19 protein-coding genes, 1 tRNA gene and 1 pseudogene are annotated in these 22,831 nt (G+C 61.8%); 8 read left to right on the top strand and 13 right to left on the bottom strand.

Annotated features, from left to right (window positions below):
* The 3 genes from urtC to urtE are packed head-to-tail and all read left to right on the top strand — an operon-like array spanning nt 1 to nt 2,744.
* Nucleotides 1-1,143 (top strand): urea ABC transporter permease subunit UrtC, encoded by a 1,143-nt coding sequence (urtC, locus tag EV675_RS12290; RefSeq protein ID WP_242621393.1) that lies wholly within the window; start codon nt 1-3, stop codon nt 1,141-1,143.
* Nucleotides 1,143-2,033: an urea ABC transporter ATP-binding protein UrtD gene (gene urtD, locus EV675_RS12285; protein WP_130357500.1), complete on the top strand. Its 891-nt coding sequence runs from the start codon at nt 1,143-1,145 to the stop codon at nt 2,031-2,033. The genes urtC and urtD overlap by 1 nt, the downstream gene beginning before the upstream one ends.
* Before the next feature lie 18 nt (nt 2,034-2,051).
* Nucleotides 2,052-2,744 carry an urea ABC transporter ATP-binding subunit UrtE gene (gene urtE, locus EV675_RS12280; RefSeq protein ID WP_130357499.1) on the top strand — a complete coding sequence of 231 codons (693 nt, stop codon included), beginning with the start codon at nt 2,052-2,054 and terminating at the stop codon, nt 2,742-2,744.
* 1,162 nt (nt 2,745-3,906) lie between these two features.
* On the opposite strand, the gene EV675_RS12275 is transcribed toward urtE, so the two are convergent.
* The 3 genes from EV675_RS12275 to EV675_RS12265 form a co-directional block, all read right to left on the bottom strand.
* A complete protein-coding gene (locus EV675_RS12275) occupies nt 3,907-7,044 on the bottom strand; it encodes an AAA family ATPase (RefSeq protein WP_165404565.1) in 3,138 nt (1,045 codons plus the stop codon).
* A gap of 1 nt (nt 7,045) precedes the next feature.
* On the bottom strand, nt 7,046-8,806 hold the full coding sequence (locus EV675_RS12270) for a hypothetical protein (RefSeq protein ID WP_130357497.1): 1,761 nt from the start codon (nt 8,804-8,806) through the stop codon (nt 7,046-7,048).
* A gap of 317 nt (nt 8,807-9,123) precedes the next feature.
* Complete coding sequence (locus EV675_RS12265) at nt 9,124-9,357, bottom strand: antitoxin VbhA family protein (protein ID WP_130357496.1); 234 nt, start codon at nt 9,355-9,357, stop codon at nt 9,124-9,126.
* 1,032 nt (nt 9,358-10,389) lie between these two features.
* Here EV675_RS12265 and EV675_RS12255 point away from each other — a divergent pair.
* The 3 genes from EV675_RS12255 (at nt 10,390) to EV675_RS12245 (ending at nt 12,693) form a co-directional block, all read left to right on the top strand.
* Nucleotides 10,390-10,815: a metallophosphoesterase family protein gene (locus EV675_RS12255; RefSeq protein ID WP_049806315.1), complete on the top strand. Its 426-nt coding sequence runs from the start codon at nt 10,390-10,392 to the stop codon at nt 10,813-10,815.
* 614 nt (nt 10,816-11,429) lie between these two features.
* Nucleotides 11,430-11,729: a hypothetical protein gene (locus EV675_RS12250; RefSeq protein ID WP_080564224.1), complete on the top strand. Its 300-nt coding sequence runs from the start codon at nt 11,430-11,432 to the stop codon at nt 11,727-11,729.
* Nucleotides 11,730-11,826: 97 nt separating this feature from the next.
* Nucleotides 11,827-12,693: a hypothetical protein gene (locus EV675_RS12245; protein WP_130357495.1), complete on the top strand. Its 867-nt coding sequence runs from the start codon at nt 11,827-11,829 to the stop codon at nt 12,691-12,693.
* 195 nt (nt 12,694-12,888) lie between these two features.
* Here EV675_RS12245 and EV675_RS29700 read toward each other — a convergent pair whose 3' ends face one another.
* The 3 genes and pseudogenes from EV675_RS29700 to EV675_RS12230 all read right to left on the bottom strand — a co-directional run bounded on the left by EV675_RS29700 (nt 12,889) and on the right by EV675_RS12230 (nt 14,926).
* On the bottom strand, nt 12,889-13,515 hold the full coding sequence (locus EV675_RS29700; protein WP_165404564.1) for a hypothetical protein: 627 nt from the start codon (nt 13,513-13,515) through the stop codon (nt 12,889-12,891).
* 61 nt (nt 13,516-13,576) lie between these two features.
* A pseudogene (locus tag EV675_RS12235) lies at nt 13,577-14,706 on the bottom strand (site-specific integrase).
* A 135-nt stretch (nt 14,707-14,841) separates the two neighbouring features.
* Nucleotides 14,842-14,926 (bottom strand) — tRNA-Leu (locus EV675_RS12230).
* 93 nt (nt 14,927-15,019) lie between these two features.
* Between EV675_RS12230 and EV675_RS12225 the strand changes: the two genes are divergently transcribed.
* A complete protein-coding gene (locus EV675_RS12225) occupies nt 15,020-15,301 on the top strand; it encodes a peptidylprolyl isomerase (protein ID WP_130357494.1) in 282 nt (93 codons plus the stop codon).
* A 36-nt stretch (nt 15,302-15,337) separates the two neighbouring features.
* On the opposite strand, the gene EV675_RS12220 is transcribed toward EV675_RS12225, so the two are convergent.
* The 7 genes from EV675_RS12220 to EV675_RS12190 are packed head-to-tail and all read right to left on the bottom strand — an operon-like array spanning nt 15,338 to nt 21,648.
* Entirely contained in the window at nt 15,338-16,186 is an 849-nt protein-coding gene (locus EV675_RS12220; RefSeq protein WP_130357493.1) for a fumarylacetoacetate hydrolase family protein, read from the bottom strand.
* A 23-nt stretch (nt 16,187-16,209) separates the two neighbouring features.
* Nucleotides 16,210-17,187, bottom strand: coding sequence for a Bug family tripartite tricarboxylate transporter substrate binding protein (locus EV675_RS12215; RefSeq protein ID WP_087837006.1), 978 nt, complete (start codon nt 17,185-17,187; stop codon nt 16,210-16,212).
* Nucleotides 17,188-17,224: 37 nt separating this feature from the next.
* Nucleotides 17,225-17,737 carry an aromatic-ring-hydroxylating dioxygenase subunit beta gene (locus EV675_RS12210; protein ID WP_130357492.1) on the bottom strand — a complete coding sequence of 171 codons (513 nt, stop codon included), beginning with the start codon at nt 17,735-17,737 and terminating at the stop codon, nt 17,225-17,227.
* 18 nt (nt 17,738-17,755) lie between these two features.
* Entirely contained in the window at nt 17,756-19,036 is a 1,281-nt protein-coding gene (locus tag EV675_RS12205; RefSeq protein ID WP_130357491.1) for an aromatic ring-hydroxylating dioxygenase subunit alpha, read from the bottom strand.
* Nucleotides 19,037-19,065: 29 nt separating this feature from the next.
* A complete protein-coding gene (locus EV675_RS12200; RefSeq protein ID WP_130357490.1) occupies nt 19,066-20,418 on the bottom strand; it encodes a metal-dependent hydrolase family protein in 1,353 nt (450 codons plus the stop codon).
* Nucleotides 20,411-21,244, bottom strand: coding sequence for an alpha/beta fold hydrolase (locus tag EV675_RS12195; RefSeq protein ID WP_130357489.1), 834 nt, complete (start codon nt 21,242-21,244; stop codon nt 20,411-20,413). Before EV675_RS12195 ends, EV675_RS12200 begins: the two co-directional genes overlap by 8 nt.
* Nucleotides 21,241-21,648 carry a RidA family protein gene (locus EV675_RS12190; protein ID WP_130357488.1) on the bottom strand — a complete coding sequence of 136 codons (408 nt, stop codon included), beginning with the start codon at nt 21,646-21,648 and terminating at the stop codon, nt 21,241-21,243. The genes EV675_RS12195 and EV675_RS12190 overlap by 4 nt, the downstream gene beginning before the upstream one ends.
* A gap of 168 nt (nt 21,649-21,816) precedes the next feature.
* Here EV675_RS12190 and EV675_RS12185 point away from each other — a divergent pair, with 168 nt between their 5' ends.
* A complete protein-coding gene (locus tag EV675_RS12185; protein ID WP_130357487.1) occupies nt 21,817-22,797 on the top strand; it encodes a LysR family transcriptional regulator in 981 nt (326 codons plus the stop codon).
* The last annotated feature ends 34 nt before the right edge of the window (nt 22,798-22,831 follow it).

The following is a 22,831-nucleotide window of genomic DNA, read 5'->3' as shown; positions in this document are numbered from 1 at the left end:
ATGCCCGGAATCCCCCCCGCCGCCCGCCAGGACACCGCCCGGGCGCTGGGCCTGCCGCCGCGCCCCGCGCTGCTCTCGCGCAACGCCTGGCTGGCGCTGCTGGCCCTGAGCCTCGCGGTGGGCATAGGCGTGCCGGTCGGCGCGCTGGTGGTGCCCGAGACGAGCGCCTTCCACCTGTCCGCCTACGCGATGACGCTGGCCGGCAAGTTCATGTGCTACGCCATCGGGGCGCTCGCGCTGGACCTCGTCTGGGGCTACTGCGGCGTGCTGAGCCTGGGGCACGCGCTGTTCTTCGCGCTGGGCGGCTACGCGATCGGCATGTACCTGATGCGCGCCATCGGCAGCGACGGCGTATACGGCAGCGAACTGCCCGACTTCATGGTGTCCCTGAACTGGCAAGCCCTGCCCTGGTACTGGGAAGGCACCCAGCACCTGGGATACGCACTGCTGCTGGTGGTGCTGGTACCCGCGGCCGTCGCCTGGATATTCGGCTTCTTCACGTTCCGCTCGCGCGTCAAGGGCGTGTACCTGTCCATCATCACCCAGGCCCTGACCTTCGCCGCGATGCTGCTGTTCTACCGCAACGAGACCGGATTCGGCGGCAACAACGGCTTCACCGACTTCAAGCGCATCGCCGGCTTCGCCATCACCCACCCCGGCACCCGCACCGCCCTCTTCCTGCTGACGTTCGCCACCCTCGTGCTCGCGTTCATCGCCGCGCGCGCCATCGTCACCTCCAAGCTCGGCCGCGTCGTCACCGCGGTGCGCGACGGCGAGACCCGGCTGATGTTCCTGGGCTACAACCCGCTGGGCTACAAACTGTTCGTGTGGACCGTATCGGCCATGCTGTGCGGCATCGCGGGCGCCCTGTACGTGCCCCAGGTCGGCATCATCAACCCCGGGGAAATGTCGCCCGGCAACTCCATCGAAATGGCGATCTGGGTCGCGGTCGGCGGGCGCGGAACGCTGATCGGCCCCATCCTCGGCGCCTTCACGGTCAATGGCGCCAAAAGCTTCTTCACCGCCAACTTCCCCGAATACTGGCTGTTCTTCCTTGGTCTGATCTTCGTGCTGGTGCCGCTGCTGCTGCCGCGCGGCATCATGGGCCTGATCGAAAACGTCTTCAAGCGGAGCAAGCACTGATGGACACGCATCCAGCAACTGACCGCGCGAAGGCACCGGCGCCACGCGGCGCGCCGGGACTCGGCGACGGCCTCGACCGGCCCGCCCTGTCGGGGGCCCCCGCCCTGGGACACGTGGTCCAGCCCAACGCCATCGACGTGTCGCACGGCACCATCCTCTACCTGGAAGACGTGACGGTCAGCTTCGGCGGCTTCCGCGCATTGAACAAGCTTTCCCTGACGGTCGACGCCGGGGAACTGCGATGCGTGATCGGCCCCAACGGCGCGGGCAAGACGACGATGATGGACGTCATCACCGGCAAGACCTCGCCTGACTCCGGCAAGGTCTACCTGGGCCAGAGCATCGACCTTACCCGCCTGAACGAACCGCAGATCGCCCAGACCGGCATCGGCCGCAAATTCCAGAAACCCACCGTGTTCGAACAGCACCCGGTATGGGAAAACCTGGAGCTCGCGATGAAGGCGGACAAGCGCTGGTGGGCGTCGCTGCGCGCGCGCCTGGACCGCCCGGCCCAGGCCCGGATCGAACACACGCTGGAAGTGATACGCCTGGAGAGCGATGCGCGCCGGCTCGCGGGCGAACTCTCGCATGGCCAGAAGCAGCGGCTCGAGATCGGCATGCTGCTGATGCAGCAACCGGCCCTGCTCTTGCTGGACGAACCCGCCGCCGGCATGACCGACGACGAAACCATGGAACTGGCCGTGCTGCTGAACCGCCTGCGCGGCACCTGCTCCATGATGGTGGTCGAACACGACATGGAATTCGTCGCCGCGCTGGCCGGCGCAACCGGCCGCGTGACGGTCATGGCCGAAGGCCGCGTGCTGGCCGAAGGCTCCCTGGACCACGTGAAACGGGACGAAGCCGTCATCGAGTCCTATCTGGGACGCTGATCTTGCGGGAAACAGACGATGCTGAACATTGAAGGATTGAACCAGTTCTACGGCGGCAGCCACATCCTGCGCGACGTCTCCATGACCGTGCCCGACGGCAAGCTGACCGTGCTGCTCGGCCGCAACGGCGTCGGCAAGACCACCCTGCTGCGCTGCCTGATGGGCGTCGTGCCGGCCAAAAGCGGCACCATCGCCTGGCACGGCCAGCCCTTCACCAAGCTGCCCACCTACGAACGCGTCGCCCGCGGCCTCGCCTACGTGCCCCAGGGGCGCGACATCTTCCCGCGCCTGACGGTCGAGGAAAACCTGCTGGTCGGGGCGGCCAGCCGCAGGGCGCCCGCCGGCGTGCCCGAGCACATCTACGCGCTGTTCCCGGTACTCAAGGACATGCGGGCCCGGCGCGGCGGGGATCTCTCGGGCGGCCAGCAACAGCAACTGGCCATCGGCCGCGCCCTGATGAGCGAGCCGCAGCTTTTGATCCTGGACGAACCCACGGAAGGCATCCAGCCCTCGATCATCCAGGAGATCGGCAGGACCCTGCGCCGCCTCGTCGACGAAATGGGACTGACGGTGCTGCTGGTCGAGCAGTATTACGACTTCGCAAAGGCGATCGCGGACCGGTACTGGGTGATGAACCGGGGGGAAATCGTGGCCAACGGGCTGGGTGCGGACATGGATGCGCAAGGGGTGCGGGAGATGATTGCGGTCTGACAACCGGAGCCGCCGCAGGCAGCAGGTGCCAGCAGCACGCAGGTGCTGATCAGGGTGCGCGGGAACATGTATGGCGTCTCCGGCGACGGCCCGAATATCGATCAGCGCTCGTTGGATCATGCTCCTTCTGTCTGGCTTGCGCTGTCGCTGGGATTTGTTACCAACATAAAATCTCGACGACGCCCGAGCGCAATAAACTCCACTTCCCGCATCCATAGGAAATTCCATGAAGCTAGTAGCCGCTCTCGTTTTTCTTGCCTCGACATTGACTGCCTGTGCCGTGTACACGCCTGATGGAGCAGTGATCGTCGATCCAGGGATGAGCCGTGGAGGTGGGGGTGGAGGCGGTTTCTGTCCTCCGGGCCAAGCGAAAAAGGGGAACTGCTGACTGCTCCCCGGGGGCGCTACAGCTGCACGGAGGCATGAGCTACTAGTTGCCGGAGTCCCCGCTATCCGGCGGGCACGCCATGCCGCCAGATCGGCCAGGGAATCGCGCCTGGTGGCCGATTCCTGGACCTCACGCTTGGTCGGAAAGGCGACGGTTTCGCGGCGACCTTGACGCATGATCTCTGTGCGCCATGTGTCGCCGCGCTTGCGATAGGACAGCATCGGCGGTTGGCGCCAGGAGTGTGATGGCCGATGTATCCGTGGTGCCCCGGGGCCGGAATCGAACCGGCACGCCTTGCGGCGGGGGATTTTGAGTCGGTGATTTACAGTGTTTCTACAGGGAAATGGGGCGAATTCTAGCGTAGGGTGAAATAGGTAAAACCAATTTAGAATCAGTAGGTTAGCGTATTTTTACTTAATTGGTGAGAACTGGTCACTGTACTTATACTGTACTGAAATTTCGGTACAGTGTTGACGAGGGAAGGCCACCGCAACTGACCGCACTCGACCCGAGGAAAAGTTCGGATGTGCTCTAGACAATGCCGAATGACGGCTTAGCGGTCCTTGGGTCTTTGGCAGGAAGCTGCTATTGGTTCACTCGTAACCGATGCCAACATCGTCGCATCAACTTTTCTTATGAATTTGAAGGCAAGTTGGGACGCAAGGCGTACAGCCGAGTGATGTACTGGACGTAGGCAGTCTCCAGTAGTTCTAGGTCCGACAACTTAGACTGACCTAAATTTCGTTCCAAAATTAGTCTAGGGACAACGCAGTGTTAGCCCTGTGGGGAGGCCACCTCCAACTTCGGTTCGCGAACCAAGTTGATGGTCTTGAAAGATTCCCCCATAAAGCTAAATTTCTTTGAAAACAGCGATGCGACTCGAGTGTCTGCGGTGGCAAAGAAGATTTGCCTTCCCGAGTTTACGGCAAGGTCACGCAGGTAATCTAGGAAGGACAGAGAATTCAGGTCGTCGATGTGCGCAATTGGATCGTCGATTAGCAAGACCGGAGGCGCGGACGTAGCTGTGCGATTTCTAGCAAGGAATATTGATAGCGCGAATGCGGCGCGTTGCCCCGTGCTGACCTGAGCCAGCGAGCGAGCTTCATGACTATCTGCAGTCTGGAGAAGAACGTCTGGGCTACCGACATATTCGTATTCTTGAGGCGAATGGATTCGCGAGAACACTTCATTGATTTGCGCACCGATTGCATCGAGTGCCTCCCTCGTGGCGTTTTCCAGCGAAGCGTTCTCTAAAAGGTCGTCCAAGATTTTGCCTGCTTCGTGCAGCGCTGTCTCTTCGCTTCGAGCCTTCCCCAAATCCCGTTTATAACTCTCAATCTTGGATGGCAGATTTCGCTGTTCGGTCGAAATCTCTGAATCGCTGCGTGACGCTTCATCAGCTTGCTTGAAGGCGGAGGCTACGGCAGCGATGCGTGCTTGTACCTCGGCGAGCGGGACCTCGTTACCCACCTCGAGGTATGCTCGAAGATCCTCCGAATTCTTCGCGACAGCAGTGAACTCGTCCTGTAGCGCCACAAGTGAAGCGAACGACCCGATGTGCGGGATTTGCGTGACCCAGCCATCAACGTCCATGGCCCGCGAAACGCTCGAAATGGCCTGAGTGAGAGTATCTATGTTTCGACGGCACTCGTCGAGCGTCTTTCGAGCTTCTTCCAACGCATCCGACTGACGTAGCCGCTCCGCAGACGCGACGTCTACGGTGAGGCTGTGCAAGTCAGGCTCGAACAGCCCGACAATTCGGCTCCAGACCAAGTCAGCCTCGTTGCTTGAGAAGCCAGCATTGCGCAGGTCCTGCCCTTCTCGAGTAATGCGTTGCAGCTCCAGCTGTGCCTGGCTGGCGCGTTCCCTCAGTCCAACGAGCTCTTCAAGCGCTTCCTTGGGAGTAGACCCTTTCAACTCTAATAATGCCGCGTTCTTCTGGTAGAACTCAACGCCAGCCGCAGATCTCCTCGCTTCGTTGGCTTCTTGTTCGGCGAGACGCAATGACTCAGCCAGACTCTGTACCTCAAGAGAGGTCTCTGATCCGGAGGTGAGCTCTTCGATGAGATGCATCAGAGCGCCGCTGGCATGCACCGTGCGACACACCGGGCACATGTCAGGGTTCTCGGACGATTTGAGTGCCTCCTTAGCGGCATCTTTCAGCTTCGCTGCCGTGGTAGCGCGGGCCGATGCCGCCCTGCCGTGAAGGTCGAGCGCTTGCTTAGCACGGGTGAATCTCAATTCAGCAGCCGTGGACGCTTCGACCGCGGCGCGCAATGCATCTTGAAGAGGCAGGGAAGCATACTGAGGCGGGATCTGCGGCAGGTCACCGGCGATCATTCCGCCGAGACGAGTGGCCAGCTGTTCCGAGACCCTTCGTGCTGACTGATACCGCTTGCGCACGTCATGGAATCCCGCAGTCTCGTAGGCAATCCAGCGGTCGAGATGGCTGATGTTGGCGTCCAGTTGTTCAATCTTCGTGACAAGTCCCTTCTCTTGATTCGTCAGACCCGCAAGCTGCGCATCGAGCGGCTTGGCTCTGCCAACCGCAGCCTCCAGTTGCGTGAAGCGATGTTCGATATCTTTAAGGGACCGAGCTGCTGGTCCCAGAGAGGTGAGGGCTTGTACGAGTGACAGGGCCGCCAGAAGCTCTTGACCTTCTTTTGACATGGGTGCGTCGGCTTCGGAACGTCTCTTCCAAGCAATGGCCGCAAGCGCAGAGCGATAGGCATCCGTCAGAGTCTTCGCTGTGGATGGCTTGCTTTGCAACTCCTTCAACCGCTTTTCGAAGACAGCTAACTCTGCCTGCAATTCACTAGCCCGGCGTTGGGTTTTGTCCCATGCTTTATCGACGTCTGCACGAATCTTCTCTAGATAGTCGAAGGTCGTAGCAGCTGACGAGCCGACCAGCAACCGGCTCAACTCGGCAGTGACGTCCGCCGGCTTCAGGTTGGCGGACAGGCGATATGCGGCGTCCGTGTCGAGAAAGTTGTACAGCGAGAAACTATCAACAATCGCATCGACGCTGTGCTCCTTGCGGTTGTACCAAGCGAGGCAACGAGACTTTATGCGAGGTCCGTCAGACGTCGATCGAAGTTCGATGGTGCTGCCACCTGAGGTTGGCAACAGCTTTCCTTTGAGACGAACCAAGCCGACGGACTTACTTCTGCGGGTGTTCCCACAGTAGAAATGCTCGATGGCCTCGAGTAGCGACGTTTTTCCCGTACCGTTCGCGCCGACGATTAGGGTAACGTCGCCGAAAGAGTAGCTTTTACCGTCATGTACCGGACGGAACTGCGCAACTTCCAAACTCAACAGCTTTGAGGCCGACAGCGGCACGTCGGCAGCATGCAGTTCCTTTCCCCTCTGCCGCTCGTCTGGGGCCACACCTGCTCTGCGTTGGGCAATCTTTTCCACAACTCCGGTGCGAGGGGTGACGCAGTCAAGTAAGAGCTCGAGCTGCCCCGCTGCTAGTCGTTGGCGCCAATCCGACAGTACGTCGTAGGCATCGCCGCACTCAGCGGTCTCGAACAGCTTCGCCCCTCCCAGCAGGGATTCAAGGTCCGCCTCGGAGATGACGCGTTTACGAGCGTAGTCCTTGTCTGCTTCGATTATGGCCTTGGCTGCGGAAAACTGAGGATTCTTCCTGGAGTTCGGGCCTGCGATGATGTAGAGGTACTTGTTCCAGCGTAGGTCGCCCGGCGAGTCGAAGAAGTCATCAGCAAGAATGCGCTCCTGGAAGTTGCGGAGATGCAGCGAACGTTCAACGACCTCATCAGCGAAGTCGACGTAGGCAACCGCATAGGTCTGCTCGCCGAGCTTCTTTTCGCCACGGACAACCGAATCGTCAACGTCGTGAAGCTCGACGAGAAGATGAGTCAGCGCTTCACGCGCAGCGTGCATCTCAGGCATGTCACTGTCCTCCTGTGATGGACGCCATGCTGCTTCCATCATATGTAATGTCAGTTTGTTGTTTGATATCAGCGAACTTCGTGACGCCAGTCACCGTGCGATAGCAGATGGCCACGCGGTTCTTGTGATCCTTGTTTTCTCTGCGAAGGAGTTCGAAAGCGCTTTCGCAAACTCTCTTGACCATATCCATCGACGGGTTCTCCCCGAGATAGGCCACCAGGGCAGGGCGCACGCCGGCCTTAAAGACGTTGGTGTTGGGTGAATCGGGAGACCAAGCGATGAAGGCCCCTCCGCCGCCGAGGTCTTTTATCTGTGCCGGAAGCGGGGCAGTTTGAAGGATGTGGCCAAGCACTGTGACACGACTTATGCGCTGTTGACGTTCTCGCGTGGCGGCGACGTCGCGATCGAGCTGGAGAGTGGCGCGGGCGATGACTTCCGACTCGGGGATACGGCACACGTCCAGGTTGTCCACGCGATGCCACTGCTCCTTCATGCTATGAGGACCACAGGAAAGTGAGATCGCTCGCTCGATATTCAGCCGGTTCGCGACGTCCTGAAGGCTTTGGAACGCTGCGGTGACTTCCGGGTCGGCGTTGATGATTTCGGCCCACCCAGTCTCCGGACAGCTTGTGCTTTTCAGCCATGTCCCGGCGTCTGCATCCCAGACGAACCGCGTATCAAGTTGTGGTCCGATGAGCACGTCGTGGACCGCCGGACCAACCTGAAGAACTTTGGGGACTGTCAGCGCGAAAACGGCCTCGTCGTAGTGGAAGTGCAGGACGTGGCGCTTCTTCTCATGCCAAGTGTAGTAAAGGCCCTTGGCTTCATTGCTGGCAACCTCGTCGTCTTTTACCGAGCAGCGACGCTCAGGGACATACCAGGCTGAGCCGCTCTCATTTTTCCAAGCGTGCGGCCCATGGTTGGGTGAATCATATTGGACGACGTTCTGCGCCCAGTTCAAGCATAGGACGTCGCAGTCGGTCGTGACCGGACTGCGTCTGAATACCTCGTTCCGATACCTGCGGTAGTCGGTGTGCTTCGGCTTCGGGTTTAGCTGGATGTGGATGAGGATAGTTCTGTCTGACAGCTTCTTGTTGGCGTCAGCGTCCTCGCCAAGGTCTAGCGCGTCGGAACAGATGATGGTGGAAAGCTTGATATAGCCGTCTTTCCCCTGGAAGCGGTAGATGGCGCGGCCGCAGCGCAATTGCTTGTTTTCAAATCCATGGTCGTCCCGGGATGGCGCGGTCTTGAACTGAAATAAAACGACTCGTTTGAGCATCTTCTCCGAGTCAAGGGTGACAAAGCAGTACGCCACGGGGTCGAAGTAGTTGCCCTGCACCGCTGGAAATGGGTCTTCTTCGTAGATGACGTCGCAATGGCCAGCGCAGTCAGCCTTGAAGCTCTCGAGCCTTGCGGGGGTCATGCTTTCGCATCCAAGCACCCAAAGAGCGCCTTCTGCGGGAAAGGGGCCACCCTGCGCAGCCTTTTCGAGAGAGCTCACGGGGAGAAAGTACTCAGGTGTGACCACAAGTTGGTCGCCGCGCTGTGCAGCCAACTCAAGGAAGCTGTCCGCCCGGGCGGCTGCGGCGGCCAAGTCTAAGTGCCCAATTCGCTGGCTGTCTGCGTAGATTGGTCCCGAAGGCTGGAGAAGCAGGGCGCGGTAGCTTTGGTGTGTCGCTTGAAGCAACGCAAGGTCGGGCGTCTCAAGACCTCGCAAGGCAAGGACGTCTTCAACGTCTCTGATGAATACAGGTGAAGCCATTTTCCCTTCCTGGCGATGCTTGCCCTATTTAAGGTAATAGTGCCTGCGTGTTGGGCAGCCACGTGTAGATGTGCCACATTCCGCAATAAGTTGGTGTCGACCAGACCATCGTATCTGCAAATTTAAACCGATCACGGCTTCGATCAGGCGAACCCTCAGCAGCCGCTGGAGGAATGTCCGGTAATGGCTGAAAGCTGCCAATTCTTAATCACCGCCTCCGCAAGAGATTCGTCTCATCTGAATACGGAGTTGCATAGGTATTACAAAAACCGGCGACAGCCTATCCTGCACTAGTCCCCAAATCCTAAATTTCTTCGTCATGACGAAGACTTTGGGAGCGTTAACGCGTCAGCGCGCGGCTGCACAAACTCTTGCAGGCTGATCTGAGCATCTATGAAACGCTGGGCGTGGGCCTCATCTGCTTCACTGAGCGAGAAACCTTCTAGACCGACGGAGGCCCGCGCGTAGTTAACAGCCGATTGGCGTCGACCGCGTTCGGCATCTGATATGGTTTTGTGGGGCTGTAACCCGCATTTACCTTTGCCAGCCATGGTGTCCCCTTGCTGTAGGTAACGCGATTTTACAAGAGGTACGGGTATTTTGGTTTAGGTACACGCAACCTCCAGGGCGGTACGCTGAAATTGTCTTGTTTTATTTGCTATGGATCGCCTGTGTTGGCCGCGTACTCGCCTGCATCGTAGTTTCCAAAGAGGCTTTGCCTCTCTGGACTCTCCACCCTCGCCGGCGGGAGCCTCGGGAGCAGGGGTTGCGGGCCTTTGGCCCGGAACTCCTGCCCCTGGGCATAGCGTGGGGCGCTCCTGCCGCGTCAAGGGGCCGTGTCCTCGCCCTGTGGGCTGCGGGCCGCACCAACCCCTTGACCCGCCATTCGCTCGACGGCATTGCTACTGACGTCGTTTGGCCGGAAGAGGTGTCAAGGGCGGGACCGGAAGCCGCAGCCCGAAGCGCAGCGCAGGGAACGGGTGAGAATCCCGGGCGAAGCCTTCACCCTTGATGCCTCTGGAAGCCATGCTGCCTGTCGGCCGGGGGGGAGGGGGGGGGGGGGAACAAGGCGAAGCCGCTGGGCCTGCCCCCGCGGCCAGTCCGGCAAGAACGGACGCGGGATGCAACCGAAGGGGTTGCCCAAGCGTAGCGCGGAGATATGTGCGGCCGTAAATGAAAAGGCCTCGCTGATGGCGAGGCCGATGCGGACGTAACATGCACATCACTTACCGTTCACGGAGCCGCCCGTTGCCGGTCCCCAGTTCTTGCCCATGTTCTGCAAGACGTGTTGCCGATAGGCTGGGTTCCACATGGTGTTGCCTGCAATCATGTGGTTGGTTCGGCCAGCAGTAACCATCATGCCCGACTGCATATCGCGGCGAGTCGTCTTAGGATTCACCACGTTGCCAATACCCTGCGCCATGCTCCTGAATGTCACAGCGTCAAAGGCGATGCCGCCAGCCAGTCTCGCCCCTAACCTTGTGGACCGAGGCCCTGAGTCAGCCGATGTTCTGAAATGGTTGGAGCGCCCGTGGTTTCACGCGATCTGTGGGAATCACGACCTGATGACGTGGCGACGGGCGATGGGCAATCCGATTCCGGACGTTGATCATCGCGCCCACGGCGGCGGATGGTTGGATGCCTGTGCCGGCGATGTTCGTGAACGCATTGCGGCCTGCTTGAGTGCCTTGCCGCTGGCTATCGAGGTGGAAACGCCGAGTGGTGTAGTGGGTATGGTTCACGCCGACTTCCCCTATGACGATTGGCAGGCCATTCATGGCGCTACTTTCAGCCCGGAGGATGAGGATGCCTGCCTATGGTCCGTAGACCGCTATCGAATGCAGTATTCCCAGCCTGTCCGCAATGTACGTGCGGTAGTCCATGGACATATGACGCTGCGCAAGCCTGCACAGCTTGGCAACGTTTACTACATCGATACAGGTGGATGGCAGGATGCGGGGCGGTTCACGTTGCTGGATTTGCACACGCTTAAGTGGTGGCCACGCTAATTTCATTCTGCCACCTCTGGAATACATCGCGTAGCCTTTAAAGGCCGACATACGGGCAGATGAGAGAAGTGATCAGTTAGGGCAAAAGAAAAGCTTCATCACCGATTTCCGGGGAAGGTTTCTCGCGTGACTTTTTCGAGATTGCGCAATAGCAGCCAGCGCGAGGACCTGACGATCTTGCGCGCCACTCGGTCGCCGCGTAGGTGGGGTTGCTTCGCTCAGGAAGACATAAGGCCGAGTTCGGCCAAGAGCGGACAGTCCTGGCATCCGTAGATCTTGAGGTTTTAAGAGACAGTGGAAGATTTTTCGCGGAGGCTGTGACAGTAGAGTCGTACGGCTCATAACCGCATATCCTGGTGCAAGTCCGGGCACGCTCCGCACCTTCTCAACTCTTAGCTTTTTCGGTCAGTTTCATTCGCTTCGCGCAAAGGTTTTGGCTTGAAGCGTCGCGGCTTTCTCAAGCATAGCGCCTACAGCTATCATTCAGTTTCGTCCCGCCGGGTTGAAGGTCCCAACACCTAACCCGGCGGTCAAGCGGACTTGCTACGCAAGCCGCATACCTTGTGCGTTAGGTTTACCCCAGTGCAAGTGGGTTTCAATAAAAGGAAAAATCAATGGCTTACGGAGTCGTTTGCACTTTTGACCTGAAAAATGCATCCAGCACGGACTATCAAAATGCATATTCTGATCTTGAAGCGCTCGGCCTCAAGCGCGCACAGGCAAATAGCAGTGGAGGTGAAACTGTTATTCCTACAACAACGGTTCTTGGCTCATACAACGGCGAGAGCGCAGCATCTGTTCGAGACCATGTTCGCACGAAGGTGCAGGCCGCTTTCAAGGCTCGCGGCTTGCGCTCTGAGATTTTCGTTGTTGTGGGAGGGCAAGACTGGACTTGGGGATCCACAACATCCTGAAGACTAGAAAATGCACGTTCACCGCATTTACCTCACCATTAGCTCAAGCCGAGCGCCTTCGGCGGCAGCTTGGCTTGTTCGTCAGGTCGCATAGAAAGTGATCGAAATCCTCAAAAGTTTGGATTCACGGGAACTCGCAACAGCGATTTGGCTCGGTATTTTTATTGTTTGGTGCCTGACAAAGCCAGGCGTACGCAAGAGCTTCGGAAGCGTACTTTCGGCGGCGACTGCTCGCCCAATCGTAATAGCTTTCTTTCTCGCAATAGCATATCTGGTGGCCGTGACGGTAATATTGCGTCACTTTGATTTGTGGACGCTCAAGCAATTCAAGATCACGGCACTATGGCTCGTTGTCGCCGGTATTCCGGCTCTCGCGGACACCCCTGAAATCAGCAGAAATCCAAGTTTGCTTAAAACCGCTGTTGCGAAGAACTTCAAGTTATCTCTGCTTCTAGATTTCTTTATCAATCTTTTCAAGCTTCCACTGCTTGGCGAGCTCATCTTTGTTCCATTTACAGCGCTGCTGGGCGGCTTGCTGGCCGTAGCACAAAGCGATGATAAATATGCCCCCGCCCACAAATTTCTCAACGGAGTTTTGATTGTCATGGGCCTAGGATTTCTGGTATTTGAAAGCTATAAGGTTCTAACAAGCTTTGACACAATCGCCCATCTAGATACGTTGCGTGATTTCATACTACCGGTCATCTACAACATTGCATTCATTCCTCTTCTCTGGGCAATGAGTATCTACGTAGCATATGAGTCTGTGTTCGTTCGGCTGAGATTCGTCATCAAGGATCAAACGCTGCATTCCTACGCAAGGCGCAAGCTAATCACTGGCTTCCGCACCGACATTGGTGCATTAAACGCATGGTTCAAGGAAGCCTGGTCCGGCGCATTTACTTCCCGCAGCGACGTAGCTCAATCAATCGCAGCTATCGAAAGGTCACGAGATGCAGCCTAACAATTTATTCAAGCCGAACCCGCTTCGCGGGTCGGCTTAATTAAGGTGTTATGTGCTTATTTCCATATGAATCATTCACTGACCAGTTTGGGTGGTTCCGCGACCCCCAACCGCCTCGCAGATTGGCGTAGCCCCAAAGAGAAGGCCCTTCACTCCAGGTGAAAGGCCTTTCGTTCTACAGCTGGCTCAGGGTTATTATCCGCGCTTGAACAGGCGCTCGTGCATCCATCCATCGTTGGTCAGGATGACAGCCGCCTTACCCTGTATATCTCCCTGAGTCTGTTCTGCAAAATTCTTGTAATTGGCACGCATGCTTTCCGATTTGGTCCAGTCATCTGCACCTTCTACCTTATAGCGGTAGTTCACCTGCGACAGCTTTACGCCCATCATGTCGCTGGGTTCAGTGAAGTTGCTCACTTCCACAACGGTGTACTTGCCGGTGCAGAAGGCATCTTGTCCAGCCATCGTATTGGCACCATTGGCGACGAGGAATTTCTTGCCGGTGTCAGTGATTTGGTACTCGGTGGCCGGCTCCATCTTGTTGCCAAACATGGCTTTGACTTCGGTGTCTCGCTTCTTCAGCAGCCCGGCATCGACCAGCGCGTCGGCGCGCTTCTTGCTCTGACCGCCCAGCATGTCTTGATTCGCCAGGGTGAACGGCACGCCCTTAGCAGGAATCGCAGCGCATAGGCCGTTTTGAGTGTCCAGGTATGCCTGTATGGCCTTGCTGAAGTTGCTCTTGTTGGCGTCTTTTGCGCTGCCGCACGCGGCAAGGGTAAGGGCAAGGCTGCTGATGGCGACGATCTTGATAGCGGTATGCAAAACTAGCTTCCTCCGTAGGTTAAGACAATCGGTTATTCATTATGGCAACGCGATGGAGCGATTATGCGTTGTTCTCTGTTTGGGAGTCGGCCTCACTCCGTTGTTTAGAAGTGGACGGCGCGCGACGCGCAAGGCGGTCAAGCTTCTGCACCAGGTCTTCGGCCCGCAGGTGCGTATAGCGCTTGAGCATCTGCATCGACTTGTGGCCGCTGATGGCCGATACCTCCTGATCGCTCAAGCCGGCTTCCACGAACCGGCTGACAGCCTCGTGCCGCAGGTCGTGAAAGCGGAAGTCTTCAAGGCCCGCTACCCGCTTGGCATCGGTCTACGCTTTGTCGAACAGGTAGGGGCGTCGTATGCCATCCCGGCCGGGTTCGCCGAAAAACACCAGTTCGGTTTCGGCTGGGCGCAAGGGGTTGGCAAGTGCCTCGGTGAAAACGCGCGTTGCCTCGGCAGTCAACGGGACGGTGCGGGGCGAAGAGTTCCTGGTGTGCTCCAGCCGAACGACGCGCCGCTCGATGTCCGCTTGCCGAATGCGCAGCGTCGCAATCTCAGACAGTCGCATGCCAGTCTGGACGGCAATACGGACGATCCAGCCGAACATCGGGTTCGAATGTTTATCGACGGCTTGCAGCAGACGGTTCTGCTCTTCAGGAGTCAAGCGCCGGTTGCGGCCCAAGCCGGGGCCGGGCGGCGAATGTTGGACACGAGATCGAAGAGCAGGCCGATGCCCCATTCCTTGATCGCGACGATGAACAGGTGGCCTAGCAGGGCCAGTTCCAAGCGTACCGTGTTGTTACTGCGAGGCCGTAGCTTGCCATTCTTGTCCGGGTCGCCCGCCAGTCGCATGTCCCGGAACTGCGCCACGATCTCGGCGTTCAGGGCGGCCAGCGAGTACTTGTCAAGATGGCGGATGATGACCTGTGCTTTCTTGTGTTCGCCGGCTTGGGTCGAAGCCCGCTTGGTCGGCGTGACTTCCTTGAGGTAGCGGGTCAGCGCCGCTTCGACGGTCATGCGCTCGGCGGGCGCCCGCTGGGTGTATACGCCGCGCACCATTTCGTCTTCGGTCCGGCGTGTCTAGTCTTTGGCGTCCCGCTTTGTGCCGAACGTCTTGGCCGTGGCTGCTAGCTAGCCAGTCTTGCGGATGTGGGATTTCCAAGTGCCCGAGGAAGTCTTAACGATCGTAGCCATGCGTACTCCGGTATGAGGCTAGCGCCGCATCACTGTACCGAAACTGTACCTGACCACAATTTTAGGAAAATCCCCCGGTGCGGGGTTTGTACTGGGACATCTTCTAATGGCTTGAATCATCAGAAGATTTTTAGATGGTGCCCGAGGCCGGAATCGAACCGGCACGCCTTGCGGCGGGGGATTTTGAGTCCCCTGCGTCTACCAATTTCACCACTCGGGCAGGTTCTTCCGGCGCGAAGGGCCGAAAGGAAGGGAGCCATAAATTATACCCGTAATTTGCGGTACTCTGCTTGCTCTTACCAAGGAGCAAATCATGGCCCATGCAAGCGCCCGCCACATCCTGGTCTCCACCGAGGCCCAGTGCAACGAACTGAAAGCCGCCATCGAAGGCGGCGCCGACTTCGCGCAGGTCGCGCGCGAGCATTCCAGCTGCCCCTCGCGCGCCCAAGGCGGCGACCTGGGCACCTTCGGTCCCGGCCAGATGGTGCCGGAGTTCGACAAGGTGGTGTTCAGCGCCCCCGTCAACGTCGTCCAGGGCCCGGTCAAGACCCAGTTCGGCTATCACCTGGTGGAAGTGACCAGCCGCCAGGACTGACGCGCCCCGCCCGCGGCCGCGCTGGGGGTTCGCCCCTCAGCCCGCCGCAACGACCCGCTGTGTCTGGGTTCCCAGCACGCCGCCGCCCAGCGTGACCACGTCACCCGCTTCCAGGTAGCGCGGCGGGCGGGCCCCCATCCCCACCCCGGCCGGGGTACCGGTGATGATGACGTCGCCGGGTTCCAGCGTCATGACGCGGCTGCACTCGCTGACCAGTCTGGCGCAGGAGAAGATCATGTCGCCGGTGTGCCCCGTCTGCCGGCGTTCGCCATTGAGTTCCAGCCACAGTTCCAGGTCCTGCGGGTCGGGCACTTCGTCCGCCGTGACCAGGTAGGGCCCCAGCGGGCCGAAGCTGTCGAAGCCCTTGCCCTTGCCCCACTGGCCGCCGCCACGGTCGATCTGGTATTGGCGCTCGGACACGTCGTTGGCCAGGCAGTAGCCGGCCACGTGGCGCAGGGCGCCGGCCTCGTCGACGGCCCGCGCGCGGCTGCCGATGACGATGCCCAGTTCCACTTCCCAGTCGACACGGGTGCAGCCGGTCGGAATGACGATGTCGTCGTCCGGGCCCGAGATGCAGCTGGTCCATTTGCAGAACAGCGTGGGTTCGGCCGGGATGGCCATGCCGGCCTCGGCCGCATGGCGCCCGTAGTTCAGCCCGACCGCGACGAATTTGCCGATGCCGCGCCAGGGCGTGCCCAGGCGCGGCGCGCCGTCCACCATGGGCAGGCGCTGCGGATCGAGCGCAGCCAGCGCTTGCAGGGCGGCCGGCGACAGGGTGTCGGGCCCGATGTCGGCCAGCAGGCCGGACAGGTCGCGGATCGCGCCGCCGGCGTCGAGCAGGCCGGGCCGCTCCAGGCCCGGCGGGCCGTATCTCAACAGCTTCAAGGAAACTCTCCGTATGGACGCGTTCAGTTGGGGGTGATGTCGGCCAGCTTGACCGCTTTGCCGAACTTGTCGAGGTTGTTGCGGATGTTGGCGGCATAGCCGTCGGGGCTGCTGCCGATGGCGGTGGCGCCCATGGCTTTCAGGCGGACGACGGTATCGGGCTGCTTGAGCGCCCGCGCCACCGCGGCCGAGAGCCGCTGCACCACGGTCTGCGGCGTACCCGCCGGCACCACGATGCCCATCTCGGAACTGAAGTCGTAGCCGGGCACGGTTTCGGACACGGCCGGGATGTCGGGCGTCATGGCCGGACGGTCGAGCGTGGTGACGGCGATGAATCGCGCCTTGCCGGTCCTGACGTATTGTTCCAGCGCCGGATAGGCGGCGATCACCAGGGAGGTCTCGCCCCCCATGAAGGCGGGCACCGACTGCCCCGACCCCTTGTACGGCACGTGCACGACGTTGATGCCAAGGCCGTGCAGCATCGATTCCATGGCGATGTGGTGGATGCTGCCTATGCCCGACGATCCGTAGGTCAACGCGCCCGGCCGGGCCTTGGCCAGGGCGACGAGCTCGGCCAGGTTGTGCACGTTCAGCGACGACTGCACGGCGATGTAGAGCGGAATGGTCGCGGCCAGGGTCACGGGCGTGAAGTCCTTGTCGGCGGCATACGGCAGCTTCGCGAACAGGTAGGGGTTGATCGCAAGCTGCTGGATGTCGGAGAAGAACAGCACGTGGCCGTCCGGGGCGGCGCGGACCACGCTTTCGGCCGCGCCGATGCCGCCCGCGCCGGGCCGGTTCTCGATCACGAACTGTTGCTTGAAGAACTCCGACAAGCCCGGCGCCAGCGAGCGCGCCAGCACGTCCGGCGCGCCGCCGGGGGCGTACGGCACGATCATCCGCACGGGGCGGGTCGGATAGTCATCGGCCTGGACGGCCGGGGCCGCGGACGCCAGGATCGACATACAGGCCAGCACGCGGCCGATGCGCAACAGGGATTTCATCGTGAACCTCCATGGGCAAGAGCGCCGACGCGCATCCTTAGAACGGCTGGGTCAGTTGCGGGAAGCTCTGGTCGCAGTTGGTGAGCCGCACGCACTTCTGGACGATTTTCAAATGCGCGCCGTCGAGCCGCAGCGTGTGCAGATAGCGACCGCCATACACGCGGCGGTCGGCGCCGGGCCGGTCCTCCAGCATGATGAATTTGCTGCGGACGCGGAAACGGTCGCCGTCGGCGGCTTCCAGACCGAAGTTCGACAGCACGCGCACCGTCGTGGAAGGCGGGTCCTGGCAATGGATCATCGGGTGCTTGAGCCGCGCCACGCGCGTCTTCATGGTGTGCTTCTCGTCATAGTAGAGCGACACGTGGCTGATCCAGTCGGCCTGGTCCTGCGCGGCCGGCACCCAGTACACGGCGTCGTCGCTGTACAGGTCCAGCCAGTCGTCGAAGCGGCGGCTGTCGAGCAGGTCGGCCTCGTGTTCGACGAAGTCGCGCAGGGTGTCCAGGGACGGCGCGGCGTGCGCGGCGGGGGTAAGTCTTGCTAGCGTGTTCATGGTGGCTCTCTGGTGGAATCAGGCGCTCATCAGGTCGCGCCAGGCATAGTGCTTGGCGCGCTGGCCGACTTCGCTCGAACGCGCGCCGAACAGCACGCCGTCGCCTTCGTCGACCTCGGCGCCCATGCCGCGCGCGACCAGCACCCAGTCGCTGCCCTGTGCCTTCAGTCCTTCCTGGCAACGCTCGAAGGCTTCGAGATCGTCGGTCTGGATGAACGACGACGCGGAGTGGGTCATGTTGACGTACTTGACCAGGTCGTCCGAAATCACGGCCGGCGCGCCCGCCAGCCTGACCGGCCAGATCTCGACCTCGGTCAGGTCCACCGCGATGGGCTTGACCACGCGCACCGAGGTCTGGGCGATCAGGATGTCCAATGTCGGGAACAGCGTCAGGCTGTGCCGGCGGTTCTTCAGAATGTCGGCGGTGCGTTCCTCGCCATGGCGCGCGACCATCAGGGCGCGGTAGTCGTCCCAGACGCCGCCGGCCTGCTCCTTGTCGAACAGGGATTGTTCCGAACTGTGGCCATGCGGGAAGCCGCGCACGCCCAGCTGCGACACCACCGCTTCGCCGTTGGGCGCGAAGAACAGGGCCGCGCCGCCCTGGTCGCCGGCACGCCGCTGGAACTGGCGGCCGTCCGGCCCGACGGTCGAGCCGTGGGCCGCCGCGGGATGGTAGGTGTCGGCCATGTTGTCCATCTGCAGCTTCCAGTTGCCGCGAAAGTGGTAGCGATGACAGCCGGCGGCGAACTCGACCCGGCCTTCGGGCGAGCGGTCCACCAGTTCGTCGATGCCCTTGCGCGCCTCGCCCAGGAAATCGAGCAGCGGCATCACGCCAGGGTCGAGCGAGGCGAACACGAAGCCGCGATAGCTGTCGACGCGCGGCAGCGGCTCCATGCCCGCGCGTGGCTCGCGCAGCGCCTCCTCGGGGAAGTCGGCCCGCATGGGCACGCCCGCCAGCTCGCCATTGGGGCGGAATGCCCAGCCGTGATACATGCACGAGAACACGCGCGCGTTGCCGCGCGTGCGCGACAGCACCTTGGCGCCGCGATGGCCGCAGCGGTTGTACAGCACGTGCACCGAACCGCTCTCGTGGCGGCTCAGCACCACCGGCTGGCCGGCCAGCGTCGTGCAGTAATAGTCGCCCGGGTCGGGCACCAGGCTGTCGTGGCCCACGTAGACCCACACCTTGCCGAATACCTTGGCCATCTCGGCCTCGAACACGGCCGGATCGGTGTAATAGGCCCGGTGCACGCGATCCGCCTGGACCAGGCCGGCGAGTTGCTCTTTGCTGTACGTCATCGAGTTTCCTGCTGAAGAATGAAGAAGGGTCAGCGCCGCAGGACGCCGCGGCCGGCTTCCTGGTCGTAATGGAAAATGCCGTTCAGGAACATCTTGTGCCGCTCGTAGTGCATCGGCCTGCGCGGCGCGGGCGGCGTGCGGTCCACCGGGCGGCCGGCCTTCAGGATGAGGTCGAAGCGCGACGGTTTCTGCAGCAGCCCGATGTCGGCCAGCGGATCGCCGTCGACCACGATGATGTCGGCGTAGCGCCCGGCCTCGAGCTTGCCGACCCGCCCGCCGAAGCGGCGGAACAGGCGCGTGGCGCCCAGCGTGCCCGCATGCAGGGCCTGCCCGGGCGACAGGCCCAGGTCGTCCACGAATATCTGCATCTCGCGGGCGTGCCACTGGCCGTAGGGCACCGGCGACCAGCCGCTTTCCGAGCCGGGCACCAGCGGGACGCCGGCACGGCTGGCGCGCCCCAGGTTGGTCAGCGCCGCGTCGACCTCGCGCTGGAACCCGGCATTGGCCGGATTGGCCGACCCGCCCGTGGCCTCGATCGCGTTGACCAGCAAGGGCAGCGTCGGCACGATCACGCAGCCGTTGCGCAGGCACAGATCGATGCCTTCGTCGTCGATGAACGACGCATGGAAGATCACGTCGAAGCCGGCGCGCGCGGCATCGGCCACGGCATCGCGGGAACGCGCATGCACCGTGCACATGCGGCCGAGCCGGTGGGCCTCGTCGGCCACGATCCGGTACTCGTCATAGGTGAAGGCCGAGCCGTCGAGCGAATCGGGGGTGATGAAGGAATCGTTCGATCCCGACACCTTGATGGCATCGACGCCGTCCTTGACCTGGTAGCGGATCTGCTCGACCAGTTCGTCGCGGCTGCGGATCAGCACGCCCGCCTGCCCCGGCGGAAACTCCATCCAGTTGGGGAAGGAATCCTCCAGCCCCTGGTGGGAGGTCAGCTGCCGCCCCGACACCGCGAGCCGGGGCCCCTCGAACATACCGCTGTCGATCGCATCGCGCACCGATTGCGCGATGTTGAACGTGGTGGCGGCATCGAAAGCGCTCGTCACCCCCGCCTGCAGCACCTTCTTCGCGTTCCACACCGCCTTCAGCGTCCGGAACTCCACCGGCGTGTACAGCGCGAGCTCCTCTTCGGAGCGCGCCTCGCCGAAGGAGATGTGGATGTGCCCGTCGACCAGGCCGGGAAGGATGCTGCGGCCGGGAAGATCGATCACCTGGGCGCCGGACCGCGCGTAGCTCGGGGGCAAGGCGGCCTCCTCGCCCACCCACGCGATCTCTTCGCCCTGCGTCACGACCGCGCCGCGCGCGATGGGCGCATCCAGCGTGCCGTCGATCACCTGGCCCTTCAGGATGTAGGCCGGCTCACCCATGCGCCCCCCCGGCGAAGAACGGCACGGCCAGCGCCAGGAACTTCTCCGGCCACTCGAAGGCGACCGAATGGCCGCAGCGGCTCAGCAGGTGCACGTCGGCCCGGGCGATGGAACGCGACATGGGCAGCGTCAAGGCGTCGGCGGGGAAACCGCGATCGTCGCGGCCGTGCAGCATCAATACCTCGCAGCCGATAGCGGCCAGTTCATCCGCGGTCAGCGCCACGTCATCGATGAAGCGCTGCTTGTCGCCCGCGAACATCTGTTCGAAGCGCCGGCCGTGGTCGCCCTCGCGCAGGATGCGTTCGCGGCCGTCCAGATAGGCCTCGTCGATCAGCGCCGGATCGTGCACCAGCAGGCGCGAGGCCCGCTTCAGCGCCTCGCGGTCGCCGGGAAAGCTCCAGGCGGTTTGCGTGGCGGGGTTGGCGGCGAACGACGCGCCCATGGTCGCCGTCGTCAGCACGCGCGCCACGCGCGGCTCGCGGGCAGCCAGACGCAGGGCCAGGGTGCCGGACAGGGAATGCCCGATCACGCCTATCCGTTCGCCCGGCATGCGCGCGATCATTTCGCGGCACTGGCGCAGCCACAGGGCATAGTCGAAATGCGGTCCGGCTGGCTTGGCGCCGGACCGGCCGAAGCCGATCAGGTCCATCGCGTGCACGTGGTGCCGCTCGGCCAGCCGCGGCAGCACGCGCTGCCAGTTGCCATGGCTGGACGCGCCCGCCCCCGAGCCGTGCAACAGCAGCAGCGGCAGGCCGACGCCCCCTTCGACGTAGCGCACCGGGATGCCGTCCAGCTCGAACCCGCCCTCGCGCAAACAGGAGTTCATAGCGCCGCGACCGCCTGCACTTCGATCAGCAGATCCTCGCGCACCAGGCGATCGATCATCAGCAAGGTGTTGGTCGGATAGGCCCGGGTGCCGAACATGCCCGGAAAGGCACGCTCGCGGTAGGCGCCCAGCCGGGGGATGTCCTGCGAATGCACCAGGTAGGTCGTGAACTGCAGCACGTTCTGCCAGGTGGCGCCCACTTCCTTCAGCGCGATGTCGATGTTGCGGAAGACCTGCACGCACTGGGCGTCGAAGTCGCCCGCGCCAACGGTGTTCCCGTGCTGGTCGGTCGCCACCTGCCCGGCGATGAAGACGAACTCCGAGGCCTTGACGCGGGCCACCTGGGAATACTGGGCAAGCGGGGTACCAAGGCCAGCGGGGTTGAGGATCTGGATATCGGGCATGGCGTGTCCTGGGTGGTTTTCAGATTAGACGCACTAACTTGATGCATCCGGAGTATCGTTCTGGCGCCGGATAGGCCCCTCTGATTTACGGACTACTATAGGGAGCACCCCCAGGGCTGTCACACGAATTATCTTCCCTCATGAAGTTAGAAAAACTAATCTGAAAAAATGAGCCATACGCTGCCCCCGCTGACCGCGCTCCGGGCCTTCGAGTCGGCCGCCCGCCACCGCAGCCTGAAGAAAGCGGCCGAGGAACTGAACGTCACGCCGGCCGCCGTCAGCCACCAGATCCAGATCCTGGAGGACATGCTGGGCGTGCGCCTTTTCCGCCGCGTCCATCGCGGCATCGAACTGACCGCCAGCGCCGAGATCTTCTTTCCCAAGCTGGAAGAAGGCTTCGACTGCCTGCGCCAGGCGGTCGGGCGGCTGCGCGACCATCGCGGGGCCGACGTGCTCGAGGTCGGCGCGCCGCCGTCCTTCATCTCCAACTGGCTGATGCCTCGCCTGCATCGCTTCGTGACCGCCTGCCCCGACATCGACGTGCGCGTCTCCACCCGGGTGCGGCAGTTCTCGCGCCTGCCGCGCGGGCCGCGTGGCGACGTCGCCAGCGTGATGGGCTGGGTGGACGAGGTCGACGTGCTGATCGTGTTCGGCAACGGCGGCTACCCGGGCATGCGGGTCGACCAGTTGATGCCGCTGACCGTCACCCCGCTGTGCAGCCCCGCCCTGCTCGAAGGCGACGACCCCCTGCGCGAGCCCGACGACCTGCGCCGCCACGTGCTGCTCCACGACGATCGCGGCGTGCTGTACGAAGGGCCGTCGTTCTGGGACATGTGGCTGGAAAAAGCCGGCGTGACGGGCATCGACACCTCGCGCGGCCCCCACTTCTGGCACTCCATCCCCGCCATGGAGGCCGCCGTCGCCTGCAAGGGCGTGGTCGCGACCACCAAGGAACTGGCCCGCCTGGACCTGGCGACCGGGCGGCTGGTGGCGCCCTTCCCGCTGGAGGTCCGGCTGGCGTCCAGCTACCACATCGTCAGCAACGAGCCCGCCTCCAAGCGCGAGGTCGTCAGGCTGTTCCGGGACTGGCTCGGGAAGGAGGCGCGGACGGCGGGAGCCGGCCGGGGGGACGGCGATTCCAGGCTATGATGGTGGGTTGCCGTGCGCTTTCCCAACCCTGTCT

It is taken from the genome of Pigmentiphaga kullae (assembly GCF_004216695.1).
Classification (GTDB): domain Bacteria; phylum Pseudomonadota; class Gammaproteobacteria; order Burkholderiales; family Burkholderiaceae_B; genus Pigmentiphaga; species Pigmentiphaga kullae.
Note: the sequence above shows the minus strand (reverse complement) of the source record. Positions and strands in the feature narration are given on the sequence as shown.